This window comes from Nocardia sp. NBC_01730 (genome assembly GCF_035920445.1).
In the GTDB taxonomy this organism is placed as follows: Bacteria; Actinomycetota; Actinomycetes; order Mycobacteriales; family Mycobacteriaceae; genus Nocardia.
Genome location: NZ_CP109162.1, coordinates 735,549 through 752,341 on the forward strand (window position 1 = coordinate 735,549; position 16,793 = coordinate 752,341).

1 protein-coding gene (only partly in view) is annotated in these 16,793 nt (G+C 67.4%); it reads left to right on the plus strand.

Every position in this 16,793-nt window falls within one protein-coding gene, locus tag OHB12_RS02880, for an MFS transporter, read on the plus strand. The gene is 51,351 nt long; 23,243 of those nucleotides lie to the left of the window and 11,315 to its right, leaving coding positions 23,244-40,036 in view — codons 7,748 (partial) to 13,346 (partial); the first codon wholly inside the window starts at position 2. Both codon boundaries (start and stop) fall beyond the window edges.

Genomic DNA, 16,793 nt, shown 5'->3' on the forward strand with positions numbered 1-16,793 from the left:
GACCGAGTACTGGAGATGGGTCGCCAGAAACCATGCCGATATCGACACGCTGTCGCTGATGGCGCTGAAAGCCGATGGCGACGCGGCCCGGCCACTCGCCCCGGACGGAAAGTCACAGGCGGTGGCCGGGCTGGACTTCAAGAACGTCCGGATCGGGGCACAGCGTCGGCAGCTGCCCGGGTATGTCGAGCCGCGGCCAGGATTGCCGACGATCAACCCGCGCTTCGACGAGCACCGGGATATTGCCGGTACGGCGTGGCAGTCGCTGGGGCTGAAGACAGACGTGGCGCTCGCTGCCGCCGAGGCCGACGAGCAATTCGACGGGCTGGCCCCCGACGACCGGGCGCTTGCCCGTCGCCGGTTTCGGCTGGAACACCTCGAAGCGCGCTGGAGCACGCCCAGGTTCACGGTCAACCATGATCTGATCCTGAACACCATTGCCGAGGAAATGGCCACGCAGGACCTGCCGCCTGCGATGGCCGACCAGGTGAACCGGATGCGGCTGGCGCAAGAGCGCGACAAGCTGCGTGGGATCGAAAACCCCACTCCGGAGAACGTCGCCCGGCTGGCGGAGTTGGATGTTTGGGCCGACCGGTTGGACATCGCGGAGCGGTGGGCCACCCAGCTGCCTGGGCACCCGCTGGTACAGCTGTTGGAGTTCCCGCGGGCCGGGGAACCGGGCACCGTGAAACTCGCGGTCGGCGATGTGCGCACTGCTGCCGAGCTGTATGTGCAGGTCGGGTCCGGGCCGGTACACGCCGAGACTGCTACCGCGGCAGACGGTTTCCCGATCACCGACCCGGATCTGGTGCGCACCATGAACGTGGTGACGGACCCCGAGAACGGCTCGGCCGCGGTGGTGTTGTGCTACCCGACGGATGCCGATGCCCTGGTTGCTGCGGTCACCGGGCTATTCGAGACCCGGTCCCCAGCAACCAAGAATCCGCGCAACATCCACCTGGTCGGAAACGACGAGCCGACCAGGCAATTGGCGGATCAAGCGCACCAGCTGATGCAACCGGACCATGACGGCTGGCTGCCCTTCGGACTCGAAGCCATCGGTGTCGAACCGCAAACCAAAGCCCTCCAGCCGAAATTCGACGTCGAGGTGCAGTTACAAGGCCCGCTGGCGGTGGTGGCTGCGGCCGTGCACTGGGCCGGGTTGGACGGCGTCTACGACCTGGCGTTGCCGCTGGATGCGGATCTGGCGCAGATGCGCCACCGGGCCGCGGTCAACTCCCACCTCTGGCACACCTGGCCGTCCTATGTGCACGAGGCGCTGATCGGGGAGTACCCGGAGGTGCTGGCCGACGCACCCGGGTTGCCCGATGCCGTGCGCAACCTGGCCGGCCAACTCGTTCTGACCGGCGAAGGGGTGGACACCAGTCGACCCGACCGGGACAGTCGGTGGGCTACCGGCCATCAGGAAATCCTCCGGGTGCTCTTGGCCACAACAGCGGAAATCCCGTCGGCGCAACGGTTGTCACATCGGGTGGACGGTGATACCCGGGAATTGACCGTGGCATTCGGCGCCCCCGAGACCGCGCAGCGGGTGCACTACATGGTATTCGACGTTGTCGAGCTGGACGGGGGACTGGCCGAGGCTCGGAGCATGTTCCTGGGTCTGGATGAAGGCGACGCGTTGGTCGCGGTGGTGCGGGCCTACGGCCTCAACCCCACCCCGCCTGCCGCGGATCTCCGCACCGGGGCCGCAACGGAGCTGGAACGGCTGATCGCCGAACGCAATGCCACCCGGCAGCAACGCGATCCGTACGATCGGCGGCCGGAGAACCACCTGGAGAACTACGCGATAGTCGGCGGGGACGCGGTCACCGATCCCCAGGTATCGGTGCGGCTGGCGTGGATGTCCGAGGACCTCGACGTGGCATACGACGGTGATGATGCCTGGTATCGGACCCCCGAGCTGCAGCTGCGAGAAGAACTCGAGCTCGCGCGCGACCTGCGCCAGGAATATATCGGCCGAATCGCCGATGTGTTCTCGGGCATTGGTGAGCCGGTCGACCTGGCACAACTGGCACCGGACCGGGTGCTGCAGACGGTGCACGAGCTGTTGTGGCGCGTGACCGATCTGGAAGCGGGGATCATCGACCACCTGTTTGCACTCGCCCCCCAGGTGGTGATTGCTGACGCGGCGGTGCGTCAGTACTCGCACTACCTCGACGAGGCGCACCGACCCGGCCACTGGACTCCGGCCGATGCGGATGCGACCGCGGAACTGGTTGCCGCCCAGGCTCGGCAACTGCACTGGCGGTTGCAGACCATGGACATGATCGAGGCACTCGCCGCCGCGGAATCCGGGACTCAGGAAGACCGGGAAAACCTGCGGCGGGCACTGGATCTGCCGTTGACTCTCGACCACCTGGACACGCTGTCTGCTGCCGAGAAACGGGAACGCACCGGGCGCCCAGCCCTGGCCGAGATCCTGTCCACATTGGTATGGCAGGCGCGCTCGCAGCAGCAGCAAGAACGGGCCGCAGCGTTGCTGAAGGTGATCCCGGATTTGGTGATCGCCGATATCGAAGCCCGGCATTTCGCTCGCTCGGCTCGAGTCTCGGCTCTCGACACGCTGTTCGACCAGTTCCGGGCGATGCCACTGGAAGCAGCGGCAGCGCAGATGAATCTCGTCGCCGAGGAGCTGACCTCGGGACAGGTCGATGCGAAAACCCTGCGCCGGGAACGTCACCGCCGCGCCGCGCTGCACCGGGACGTGGCCATGGCCTTGCAGGTGCCGCAGTCACAGTTGACCGTGAGCTACCTGGAGAACGAGCAGGAGCGGCTGCTGACCACCGCTGATCTATCGGAGCAGATGGCGGCGGATCTGATCGGTCGATACCTGCGCCAGCGCAGCCGCACCGCAGCGATCGACCAGTACCTGCAGACCGAGGGCCGTCACCAGCAGCTGCGGGGGTACGTCGACCGGTTGCAGGCCCTGGCGCAGCAGCGCACAGACGCCCCCGATCCCGCGGCTCGGGCGAGTACCGACGAGCAGATCCGCACCGTGCTGGACGAGATCACCGCCCGGTTCGCCCCGGATGGCACGGCGGCGCCGGATCGCCCGCGGCACGACGGTGTGCCCAACTGTGTTCCGACCGCGGCGAACCGGCTGATCCGCTTACGGCAGCGTCGCGGAAAGCTGCCCGAGAGTTGGCCGTTGATGGCCGAGATCACCGACTCCGGCTTGGCCGGAACATCGGAACTGGTCACCGCCGAGGCGGTCGATGCGGACTGGGAGGAAGTCCCCGCGCTGGAGCGGCTCTACTGGGAAATCAAGAAGAACCATGGCGCTGCACTCGGGGCCGTCGTATCCCGATATGGCGGACACACCTTCGAGATGGAATACGAAGGCAGCCAGATGGTTGTCCACGAATGGGTCGACGGCGAAGAGCGGATCATCCGCGGCGACACCAACGTGTGGCGGTGGGTGCTGGCCCGCAAGAAGGTCGCGCTACGGGTGCACGCCATCCGCGTCGACGAAAACGGCGATGCCGCAGTCCCGTATGTGGCGAACGACCCGTCGACCATCACTGATGACCGGTTGTCCGTATCCGACGCCCGCCCCGATGTCCCGCTGGCCGGAATGCCCATGTTTTCCCGCGACGACCTGGGCCCGCAGAACCCGAATATCGAACGCGATATCCGCAACCAGGCGGTATTGCGGGAGAAACTGGAGTTGCTCGGGACGCAGTATGGTTCGCAACACCTGCGTGAACTGGGCACAGTCGACCGGCTCCGGGAGCAGACTGCCCGCTATGCCGAGGACCGGGGGCTCGGGCCGGTGCGGTTGCTGGAGTTCAACCAGCAGGACGACGACATCGACCGCGGCCGGGTCGTCTTCGAATACGGTGATACGGCCACCGCGGCCACGGTGATCGGCGTCGTGGTCGACAACACGACCGAAGTGGGTCCGCTGTATCAGCAGGCCGAGATGATGCTCGACCTGCAGGCAGCCGCCCAGCCACCCGGTTCGGTGGCTTTGGTCGTGATGTTCCGCCACGACGACACGACTGGCGTCCGCGGGCGCGCGCCGCACACCGACGACCTGGTTGCCGCGGATGCGGGTGTCCTGTTCCGAGAGCTGGAACAGGTGCGGCAGTTGCGCCGGGATACGCCACCCCGGTTCGAGCTCGTCGGCTACGGCGATGGTGTCGAGGTCACGCGCGGCGCACAAGAGATGTTGGCGGAGGCGGTCGCAGCTGCTCGGGAGCTGCCGGCCGTGGAGCCCATCCCGTCTATTTTCTCCGTCCCGAATATCGAATTCCCGGTGCCGCCACATCAGCCGCTCGCCCCGGCGGCGCAGACGGCAGCCGACGAATTGCGTCGGGAATTCGAGAGGTTCGGTCTTACTCCGTCCGATGTGATGCGCCTGTGGCAGGAGGCCGGTCAGACGGACTTGCTGATCGCGGGGGCAGCTGAGTTCGTTGCCGAGCTCGACGGTGTCGCCGAGAGCGACCGGGAGCGGGCGCTGCTGCAATGGTTCGCGGCGGTGCTGGCGGAGCCACGTGGACGGGTCGACGCATTACGGCTGGCGGCGCTGCGACGGAGCCTGGATATCACCACCGGCGTCGTCGAGGGTTTCGGCTTGCGGCTGCATCCGATGGCGCTGCCGTTGCGGGCAAGTTCCGGCAGCCGGACCTTCCTGCTGGCTGGTGAGCAGGAGACCCTCCTGACCGAGATCACGGTGTTCGTCACCGATACTCCGCCGACTCCGGAGATACTGCGGGCAGACGCGCTAGGAACATTCGAGCGGGCAATCGTGCAGATGCTCGGCGCACCCCATGCGGTCGGGCTATGGCACGGAACCGACAGCGGCCAGCTGGCCGGGGATCTGGCCAGGTTGGCGATGGCGTACCCCGGGATGACGATCCGACTCGCCCCGGCTTCCGAGGATGGCGCGGACGCTCGGCTGATCCACGAGGCGCTGGAAGACGAGTGGCTCGGCGACTCTGCGGGTCGGTTCGAGATCGGCGAAGGCGAAGTCACTGCCGATCCGTCGGTACCGGAGGTCCCTTCCTCGGCCCGCATCGACCCGGTGATGCCACGGGAGCAGGTGTTGCCGCAACTGCTGAACGACCCGGATGTGGCAGACCAGGCCGCAGCGTTGTGGCACGACATGTTCGGCGATGCGACCGTCGTCCGTGCCACCGACCTGGCGCCCAAGTGGACCGCGCTGAGCCGAGAAGACCGGTGGCTGCTGGCGCGGGGACTGCCCTGGAGAATCGCTGAACAGCCCGGGATTCCGGCGCGGTGGCGTAACCGTGCCAACCGGATGATCCTGGCGCAGGAACTCGCTGCCCTGGAATGGGAACTGGCCGTCTGGGAACAGGACGGCGATCCGGATCCGCAACTGCGTGCCCGGTGGCTACAGCTGAAAAACCGGGTGATGCAGCTGCGTGGTGCCGAGCAGATGGCCGCGCAGCTGCCTGGTCACCCGCCGGTGCATGTGCTGAGTCTGGGACTGGGTGCGGGACCCGGTACGGACGGGAACTTCGGCACCGGGGAAGCGGTCGTGACCTTCGGTGACGTCGATATCGCCGAACGAGTCAAGCTGACCGTGGGCGGGCAAGTCGACCCGGACAACGAACAGCAGCTGCTGAGGGTTCTGGAGCACGCCGGAAGCATTTTCGTCCCGGGACAGGCCTCGGTCGCCTACCTGAGCTCGTTCGACCCGAGCGTGGTCGAATCGAGTGAGACGGCGGGCCGCATGCTGGCGCGCAACCTCGCCAGGATGATGACGGTGCAAGCCGAGCATCGGAAGCTCGAATTCGGCCGGAGCGTAGCCGGACTCGAAGTAGACACGCTGCCCGCAGGCCAGGACATTTTCGATGCCGCGCTGAACTACAGGTCGATCCTGCAGCCGACCGTCCTCGATGTGGAATGGGGACTCGCTCGGGTCTTCACCGACGAAGGCGAGACGGCATACGAATTGCCGGACACTGTCGACCTGGCCTTGTTGGAGCAGGAACTCGAGGGTTTCTCGGCCAACTGCACCACCCATGTCGTCAACTCCCAGCGCGCGACCTGGCTGGGGTTGGACCTGCCCGAGCCGACGGACGCCGGGGCGGCCGGGCGTACCGATACTCAATTCGCCGACCTGCTGCGCGCCGGCTATCACCCGGAGTCGTTCGGTCCTGAGGTGATCGACGGGCACACCGCGCATGACCGGATTGCCGACGAGCTGCGCGCCCTGTATCGAGAAACGGGCGCCTTCGCCACTGCCGCGGTCGTCGACCGTTCCGCCCATTTTAATCCGGCCGACCCGTTCGAGGTCGGCTCGCATGCCTACGAGATGTACGTCGACCGCGACGGCGAGGTACGGGTCCGCTCCTGGGGCCGAGACGAATCGACCGACAGCGCCGCACTCGAGCCTCCCGCCGTCACTGGGCACGACGAGCTCTACACCCCGGAGGTCGCCGAGCGGCTCCGGGAAGGCGTCCTGGAAACCGTCGTCCTCTTCCGCCACGGCAACGGCGAGCCGACGGTGCCCTACACTGCCACCACCGCCGTGGCGCCGAGCAGCGAGCAGTTGCCGAATATCGGCGCGGAAGGCCCGGCCCGCGGCAGTCGCGCTCCGCGCGCCGGACCGCAGGATGCGGCGGCTGATGGTCCGCCGGTCGAACCGGTGCCGCCCGGAGTTGCGGAGTTCCTGGCGAAGTTCCCGGGGGTCGATCCGGTGGCTCGGGGCATTGTGGCCGAGGTTGTCCCGATATTGACTGCCACCGGGTTGGGACTGAAGGTTTCCGACAAGTACCTGAGTGTTTCCGACCAGTTCAATCGGGTGGTGTTCTCGGCATACTTGGACGAAAACAGCAACCAGATCACGCTTTTGGCGAACCTGAATGCGGAGACGGCCGAGGCCGAGGCTGCGGTGCGGGTGGATGCCGGGTTGCGGGTGGCCGGGCTGCTCGCCGGGTGGAACGAGCACGAGAACCGGGACGGTGTGCACGGTGCCCTGATGAACCGGATCCAGAGCAGGTTGCCGTCGGGATATGACCGAATCACCGTGGAAGCCAAGGTATCTGGTGCCGAGGCGAAGCGGCGACTGGCCATGATGATTCAGGTGAACTCCCAACGCGAGTGGACCTATTACGACGAGGTGACCGGGCCGCAGCAGCCGCCGGAACGGGGACCGGTCGGCCCGCCGCGACTGCAGGTTCCCGTTCCGGCGGTCACCGGTGAGCCGGGATATGTGCTCGGCGAATTCTTCGCCCGGCCCAAGCGGGACGAGGAGGGTCGGCTACTAACCGAAACAAATGGGTTGCTGCCAGAAAACGTGCGACCGGTGCCGCTGGTGTGGAGTATCGACTCGGCCGCCCGGTCACTCGCGCGGAGGTTGGCCGAGAACCTGGTGGCCCAGGGCGGGCGGCCCGAGGTGTCCACCATGGTCACCGACGAGGGCAAGGGCACCCTGCACATCGTGGATTCGCAGGGCGCGAAGTTGCTGACGGTGGCCATGCATCCCGGTAGCTCGTCGATCGAATTCAGACTGGAGCTGTCCGGCGTAGACCCGGCCCGGATGGACATGGCGCGCCGGGTGATCCGGCTGATGGATGCCTGGGCGCGCTACGGGGAGCACGAGGAATCCCGGCAAGCCCTGCTGGGCGAGCTGGATACGCTGCAGGAGACGGACTTCGGCACGGCCACGGTGACCGTCGAGGTGCGCGGCCCGGAAGCGATTGACGCGACGAACACGATGGGCAACCGTCGGCTGGAACTGGGGATCCAGGTCGACGGCGGCACTACCAGGAAGCTCCGCTACGGCGAGCGTGCAGCGAAGATGACCGAGCTGGACTCGTCCAGTTCGCGCCGCGGTAGCTCGCGGGGGTCGGTCACGGTTCACTCCGATCTGCTCGGTCTGTTCAATGCCACGACCGATGAGCCGCAGTTCGTGCGACCGGAGGAGCTCGTCGCGAAGGCACGGGACGGCGATGCCAATGCGGTGATATCGCTGCTGGAGCAGTTCCAGGCGCGAGCCCGGGCGGATGAGGTGCCCGCCGAGGTGGTCGCGACCTGGCTGGTCGGTGGCGAAGTGGATGCCGAACTCGCACAGCAGCTGCGGCGGGTGGCCGAGCAACTCGGTTTCGACCGGTCCCGCGTGGTGGCCGCCAGGCGGACTGTGTGGCTCGACCGTCAGACGCATTTCGACCAGGACACCCGGGATTGGCTGCGGGAGCTTTTCTCGGCGCTGCCCAACGACGCCTCCTGGCAGCTCGACGTTCTCGGCGTCGTGTCCGTCGCTATCGGCAACGAGCTGGTGTTCGAGGTGGATCCGCACGACGGCAGAGCCAAGATCATGCTGAAACTGGCCGATGCAGACCAGGTTCGCCTGCGCGCGGTGGTGCGACTGATCGAGATGGTCGGCGGCTGGCGAGACTTCGGGGATCGCGACGTTGCGGTCGCGGCCATGTTGGGCAAGCTCGAGGAACTGACGGCGCCGGAGTACGGCGAGCTCGACGTGGATATCGAGCTGACCGGCGAGGTGGGCGACCGATCGATGACGCTGACATTCACTCCGGCTGTCCACAGACCCGACAAGACCGAGTTCACCTATACCGAGCGCAGTGGCGCGATCAGTGTCCAGGTCAACAGCGCACCGATCACGCCGGTCTCCCTCGGTGCGACGCAGAATGTCGTTACCGAAGTCGGCGACCAAGACCTGATCGCCGAACTGTTCGGCAGCCCACGCGGCGATACCCGGTCGCTGGAAACCGTGACGCCGGTGGATCCGCGCGAAGTGGCGGCCATACGTTCGCGGGTCGAATTGCGAGCGGCGGCACGGGACATCGCGCCCGATGTCGTCGTGCGCTGGCTGGCCGGTGGTGGAGTGGATCTCGAGGCCGCAGCGCAATTGCAGGCTGCGGCTGAGGAATTCGGTTATGACCGGGTGCCGCAGCTGCCGTTGTGGCAGGCAGTGGCCGTGGATGCCGGGGTGCCGGTGCAGACGGTGCTGTGCGTGCAGAAAGGCATTGCGGTGCAGCCGGAGATCGCTGCCGCGGTCACCGAGGCAGCAGAGCAGCACGGGCTGAGCTTGCCGACGGCGGTCGTGGTGGACCCGGAGGCGGCGAAGGCCCCGTACCCGTATGCCACGCCGCAGGAAGTGGCTGCCGCGGCTGGGGTTTCGGTCGCGACGGTGCAAGAGGTGGTGTCCCGGCAGCGGCCGGTGCGCGACCTGTCGCACCGTCGTGCGCTGACCGCGATGCTGCAGCTGGGCTACCGGGAGCGGTCCGCCGACCCGGGTGGGGTCGGAAACGGGGATCGGGTGGCGCGGGTGGCCGCTGCGGCCGTTGTGAGCGCCGCGACGGTCCGGCTGTTCCTGGACGGGCATATCGGCTTGGAAACCCCGAACGGCGGGAAGGTTTTCGAGGCGATCCAGGAAACAGCGAACTGGGCTCCGGCTTCGCTCGACGGGCTGGCCGCGATGATCGGTGCCGGGCGGATGTTCACCGGGCTGGCGCGCAGCAGCACCGGCGACTCGGTATCCGCGCCGGCGGTCGATCACGGCGATGGTGCGGTCGAGGTGCCCGCGCCGGAGCTCACGGCGGCCGAAGTTCGGGAGGGGCTGCAGGAGATACAGCGACTGCTCGGTAAGTCCAAGACATCCGTGGCGCAGCAGGTGGCGACTGCCGCGAAGGTGCAGGTTGAGCAGGTCGCAAACGTCCTGGCCGGCCGCCTGGTGACTACCGTGGAAGAGGCGGACGCTGCGCAGCCAGAGCAGCGGATCCGGGCAGTTGCCGACGAGCTGGGCCACCACCGCATTCCGGGGCCGGGGACGCAAGAAGCGGCGGCCTGGCTGGCCGGATGCACGACCAAGTCGGTCGCCGATGTGCGTCATGGCCAGCGGGTGAGCGCGAACATGGAACAGCGGGTTCGCCTGGCGGCCCGGATCGTCGGCTACCCATTGCCGGACCCGGGGCAGGCACCGGACAAATCGCCGACCGAGCCGCCCCGCAAGCCGCCTGGCCCTCTCGGCCTGACGTTCGGCATGACCGTGCTGGCTACGACGCTGCTGTTCGAGAATCGGGCCGGCGGTGGCAGGCGGGGCCGCCGACCCGGGCCGATTCCGGCGGGCGTCGGCGATGGCAGTGCCCACACCGAGCGGCCCGTCGTTCCGGCGCGCCCGACCTTGCCCGCCGATCCGCAGGCCGTCCTCGACCAGGTGGCCGGGGTGCGCATCGAGGACATGTCCGATGCGCAGGCCGACCAGGTGAATCGGGCCCGGCTGGCGCTGGCGCTGGCGCAACTGCAGCAGGCCGAGCCTACGCCGGAGAACCTGGCTGTGTCGGCGGAGCTGGATGCGTGGCACAACCGGCTGACCGTGGCGCAGCGGTGGGCGGCGCAGCTGACCGCGCGTCCGCCGATGTCTGGGCGCCCGCCGGTGCGGCTGATCCGCTTCGCGCTGCCTGGAGAGGCGGGCTCGACGATCCTGGTAGTCGGGGACGGGATGGCCCGGCACTGGATCGATATGCATGATGCCGCCGGGCCCGCGGCTGACTCGGTGCATCGCAACAAGGCGCGGTTCTCGCCGGTCGACCCGGATCTGGCCCGGATGATGACCATGGCGGCGCATCGCCTGAACCAGGGGCTGGGCGGGTTGTCGGTGTTGCGCTTCGGCCCGGCCGAGACACTGGCCGATGATGTCGCGAAGTTCGTTGCCGGACATGCCGATCCGGTTTTCAGGCCGGACGTCTTGTTGAGTGCGCGTCGTGGCGCGATCCGGCAGGTTGAGGACGCGGTGCGCGATCCCCGGCTGCGCAACCGGCGGGTGCGCCCGGTATTGGACAACCGCGAAGCCGCCGACTCGCCGTGGCCCGGCGCCCCAGGGCAGGTGGTTGCGGCGGCGATGGCATGGATCGGTCGGCCGGGGCCGGTCGATGCGGCGGCCTGGCAGGCCCTGCCACCCTTTGCGCACGACGTGTTGCTGGACCCGGCGAATGCGAAGGATGTACACGACGCGGCCACGGCGGCCGGAATCGAATTGCCGCAGCTGCCACTGTGGACCGTGGTCGGAGATGCCGCCGGAGCACCCGCGGATGTGGTCGCGGCGGCGGTCGCAGGCCGCCCGGTGCACCCGCAGATGCTTGGGCCGGTGCTCGTGGCGGCAGCGGAATTCGGCCTGGAACTGCCTGCGGTCGTGGAGTCCGAGACGGCGCCGGAGGCCGGGCCGGACCACATCACCGTCGCGGATGTGGCTCTGGCGGCCGGTATCGATGATCTCGAGCTGGTGCGGCGGGTGCTGACCGGCAACGAGCTACCCGCGAATCAGCGGGAATGGCTGATCCTTGCGGCCGAACTACAGCTGCGACACAAGGTCCTCCCCGGGTTGTTGCGCGGGCTGCACGTCGGAGTCGATGAGCTCGCCCGGGCGGCCGGTGTGCTTCCGGAGCTGGCCACCGAGGTGCTGCGGGGTGAGATTTCGCCGTTGTCGCAGCAGGGCCGCCCGGTGCTCGACGCGATCACAGACATCATCACAAGGCGCCGTCTCGCCGACCGTGCCGGGCAAGCTAAACCGGCCGCCGCAGGCACGGATGCCTTCGTGGGCCGGGATGGCAGCGAGCTGCCCGTGGTGGGCGATGGCACCGCGGGAGTCGAATCGTCCCAACCGGATCCGAACTTCGAGGTCGTGTTTTTCCCGGAGACAGCCAAGGCGAATCAGGTCGCCGCCCGGGCCGGGGTGTCCCTGGCGGTTGTCTGCGACCTGTTCGCCGGCCGCCCGGTCGTTGAAGCGGCCAAGCAGCAGATTGTGCAGGCGGCCATTGACCTCGAATACCCGCTGCCGTTGCCGCGGTTCGGGACCGAGGCGACTCAGGCCGCGGTGGCCGCGGTGGCAGGCGTCGACGACAAGTCGGTCAGCACGGCGAATCGGGGCAACACCATCCAGTTCCAGGAAAAGCAGACGCGGATCTACGCGGCGGCCCGGGTGCTCGGCTTCGAGTTGCCACAGCTGCCGCTGTGGACCGCGATCGCCGCCAAGGCCGATGTGCCGGTCCACGTGGTGCTCTCTGCGGTCGAAGGTGGGCCGCTGGCACCAGAACTGCTGCAGAAGGCCCGGACCGCTGCCCAGCAGTTCGGCCTGCCGCTGCCGGAAACCGTGCTGACCACAGGTGCTGCGTTCACCGTGACCGTCGAGCAGGTGGCCACGGCCGCAGGCGTTTCCTCCGATCGGGTCGCCGAGGTGCTCGCACAGGAGAAGTTGAGCGGAAATCCGGACCAGGACGATTCGGCGATCCTGGCCGCCGCAGTGCAATTGGGCTGGGAAGCAGCGCCCACCGCGCTGCGCAAGATATTGACCAACCCGAACCTCGTCGCGGCTCTCACCGCCGAGGCAAGGGTGCAGCCGAAGCAGGTCGAGAAGGTGCTCGACGGCCGCAGCTCCGCCCGTTCCCGCGACGGCGTGCGAGTACTCGACGTGATCCGCTTGGCCGCCTACCCAGGCTCCGAACCCGGCCCGAAAACGCGCGGCAGCGGATTCGGCAGCCTGATGAGCGCGATCATCGCGCTGCCGCTGGTAGCGATGTTGGCGCAGACCGGGCCCGACGGCGGCCGGGACGGTGATTCCGACCCGATTCCGGCAGTAGGTGATGGGGCTGCGGAAAACGGTGATCCGGCATCGGAGTCGACCTATGTGCTGGACGGCGATCCGGATGCGTTGCGGGACATGGTCGAGGAGATCGCGCCCGGCGAGGCGGTTGTGGTCCGGGGGATGGTCCACACCTTGCTGGGCGACAACGAGGCGGATCTCGCCGGCGAGTCGGCGGACGGTGCTCAGCCGGACACAGTGCCGCCGAAGATCGCTGAGGGCGCGCCGTATTCGATGCCGCGCCACCAGGTTCGGGTCGAACCGGAACCGCGGTCCCATACCGAGCGTCTGGCGGCGGCCAAGGCAGCATTGGAACCGACCAAGCGTTCCTTTGCGTACAACCGGGATGCGAGACCGGCCGGCCGGCCGGCTCCGGTCCACAGGAATTTCGACGAGACCAAGCGCCTGGCGCTGCGGCGCGAGCGGCAAGCGGCTGACCGCCTCGCCGAGTACGGGTTCGAGGTCTTCCAGAACCCGGAGGTGCCGGGTAACCGTAATCCGGATCTGCGACTCGGCCCCGCGGCGGAGGGGCGAGTCTTTGACATCGCTTCGCCCGGGGCGGACAGCACCCTCAGAACCGTTCTCCGCAATATTCATCGGAAGGTGGTGGCCAAGCAGCAGGCCGACCGGATTGTATTGAACCTGGCCGCTACCAGTTTCGATATCGAAGAGCTTCGCGCGGCGCTGCACCGCTCCCCGATCGCCGGCCTCAAAGAGGTCCTTGCGATCACCAGAAAGGGCCGGGTGCTGCGACTGTTCCCCGACCCGAATCACGCCGGAGACGTGCTGCCCACCGATTCCGACTTGCCGGAGCCGGGGGAAGCCAGCAGCGATGCGACTGTCGGTTACCAGCGGGTGGTGGTCGATGATTTCGGCAACTGCGGGTTGGCCGGCCTGCACTTCGGCGCCGATGAGCTGAACTTGCCGATCGACCTGAGCCTGTTGCCAGCGTTTGGCCCGGATGTGGCCAAGCAGGGTTTGGGCCTGGAGCTCGCCGCCCGGGCGGCCGGCGCGAAACCACAGGTGCACGGCTCGGTCGACGCGATGGCCGCGCAGGTTCCGGCAGCCGCTGGCGCAATGATCGGGGTAGTGAAGTGGGCGGGGGTGCCCGCAGGGCACCTGTTCGTGATGTTCCGGGACAAGACCGGACAGATTTGGGTAAAGGAGCGCAGGCACAACACGGAGCAACTGGTCGAGTTCGAAGAATGGGAGCACAAGCCGACCGACCCGGAACTGGTGCTCGGCATGGAATTCGACACCGAGAAGCGGGCCGTGAATCCCTTGCGGCCCGAAGACCCGTGGCCAGCGATTCCAGGACTCGACACGCATACTTTTCCGCTGTGGGGTGCACCGCCCGGTGCGGGTGGACCGGCCGACGGTGTGGCGCAACCCGACAGCGAATCGGGGGAATCGGCCGGGTTGTCGCGGATCCCGGCTCGCGATGACATAGCGGACATCGGTCCGACGGAAGTCGCGGAACACGATGGCATCTATCCGGACGTGCCGGAAGTGATTGCCGAAGTATCGAATCAGGCCGACCCTGCGGCGGTAGCCATGATCCGCTGGGCGTTGCACCATGACCTCCCCGCGTTGTGGGCTTGCCTCGACGAGCTGCCGACGCTCACCACCGCCGATCTGCTCGAGGACCGCCGCGGTGTTACCTCTGCGCTGGCCGAGCTGCTGCGGGCCCGGCTGGGTTTGTCACGTTCTGCCGAACCGGAGCTCGGTGGAGGTCCGATCACCCAGGCGGATGTCGCACGTGCGGCAGGGACAACTCAGCCCTTGGTCTCGGATGCGCTGCGGGGCAAACTGCGGGCATTGACTCAGGAGCGTGCGGATCGTATTCGCGCGACAGCTTTCGTACTGGGATATACGGACCCGACTCCGACGCCGGCGGTCACCGAAGGTGAGCGGGTTTACCAATCCGATATCGACGAGGCAACTTTCGCGGATACCCGACAGTTGGCCGCCGCGGCCCGGGCGGGTGACGAAGCCGCGCTGGACCGGCTGGTCGAACGCTATCGATATCCGGTGTACCGGTGGGTGGCTGGTGTCACCGGCAACCGGACGGTGATCGACACCGTTGTCGCCGAGGCACTGCTGCGGATCCGGCACGGCATCGGAACCTTGTCCGCGAGCCGGGATGTATCCGGCTGGGTCGACTCGGTCGTCACACAATTGCTGTACAGGCAAGAAGAATCCGAGCAGGTATTCGGCCTGCGGCAGGCGTTGGAAACAATGGCGACGACCGATACGCAGCGCTGGGTGCTGGCCCGGGCCGATGCCGACGAGCTGCACCGCGCGCTGTCGGCACTGAGCCCCGCGCGTCGCGCGGTGCTGCTGTCGGTGATCGGTAGCGCCGAGAACTCCCATCCCAAGGCGCTCGTTGCGACCGCGCGCGCGCTGGGCATGGACGTCGATGCGGACGCGGTCGAACGGATGGTGGACAACACGATCCGGCAGTTGGCCGCGACGCTCGACGCCGGAGCAACCGATCCCGGTGACCCTGTTTCGGAGCTGACCGACGTGGAAGCGTTGCTGCTGTTGGAAGCCGTCCATGAACATGACCGCGCCGTGTTGGAACCCCATATTGCGCACCTCGGTGATATCGAATTGCCATTCTTCACCCTGTTTTTCGATGAGGGTGCGACCTATACGGAGATGGCGCGACGGTTCCGGTTGCCGGAAGACGAGGTCGTCCGCAGGCTGAATGAGCTCGCCCGCGGAATGGTCGGCCGACTGCCTGCCGGCCTGCGGGACTGCTACCCCGGGGCGGGACAGCTGCGGCGCGCCGAATGGGCAGATGTGGCACGTGAAGCGGGGGTCGACGAGTCCGCCGTCGAACTGATCTTCCAAAGCCGCGACGACCAGGCCGACCCGGCGACGCAGCAGCGGGTGCAGGCGGCAGCGCAGCGGCTCGGCATGACCCGTGCCCGCCCGGCGGTGGTGCTCGACGCCACTACGGCAGCGGATCTGCCCCCGATACGGCCGCCGGTGGCAACCATTCGTGACGCTGTCGAACCGGAGCAGCTGCAGCGGCGCGAAGGCGATCTGGCCGCGATCGAGGCTGCGTACAAGAAGGACCTGACGGTTGCCGTTCGCCGACTGCCCGGCCAGAGTGCGCAGCGGTTGGCCAGGGCATTGTTCGTGGACAAGCTGACCCTCGACCAGGCCGCGCAGGTTTTCGGCGATGCGCCCGACGAGCTTTGGGAGCAGCGCCACCGACTGGCCGCGCTGGTTGCCGCCGCCCTACCCGGTGCGGAGCAGACCACGGACTCGGTGCGCGACGCGGCTTCTCGAGGGGCCTCGGTAGTCGCATCGTCGTTGCCGCAGCAGACGCCCGACGGGGCCGCTTCGTATCTCCGTGCCGATGCCATCGAGAACGAAGCATCGGACCTTCCCGTTCCGGATTCGGCGGGCGATGCGCAGGTGCAGGCTTTCGGCCGGTTGCGCGGGCGGTTCGAGGCCACGGTGTACCGGCAATTGGTACAGCTGACCAAGCTGCCGACGATGGCTCGGGCGTTGACGCAGGAGGTGTTCGAGCAGGCTCGGGTAGACCCGGACATCGACTCCGAGCGGTCACTGCTCGCCGTGGTCGATCTGGTGTTCGCCCGCAACTCCGAGGCAGTGCATGCGGAGCAAGTCAAGCAGCGGATTCTGGCCGCTTTCCGAGCCGGAGAAGACGTGTCCGAGGTGGATCCGCGTCGCACGGCGCTGCTCGAGGCGGATGCACGGGAGTTGGTGCACCTGCTCAGGGGCATTTCCCGTGTCAGGCCGGAGCTGAGACGGTATTTCCTGACCGGCGAGTCACCGGCCGGGTGGTCGGAGACTGATCCGGAATTCCCCCTGGTGTCGATGTCGCTGCGCCGGATTGCGGCCAGGTTGGGGCGGGCGTTGCTCGGCGAGTCCGATCCGGCCGAGGCCGAGGCCGAGACCACGACAGACCCCGCTGAGCCGATCGAACAGCCTGCTGCAGGGATGTCGATGGGGCAGGCTTGGGCGATCGTCGAGAATGCGTTGGAGTTCCGGCTGGCTACTGTGCTGGATCGAATCGCGGATTTGCCACCGACTCAGAAAACCTTCGCTGAACTGAGGCTGCTGGCGGGACACACGGTCGAACAGGTTGTCGCCGAGACGGATTCGGGACAGCAAGCCGTCCACACTCTGCAGCAGAGAACTATCCTTACGTTGGCGAAAT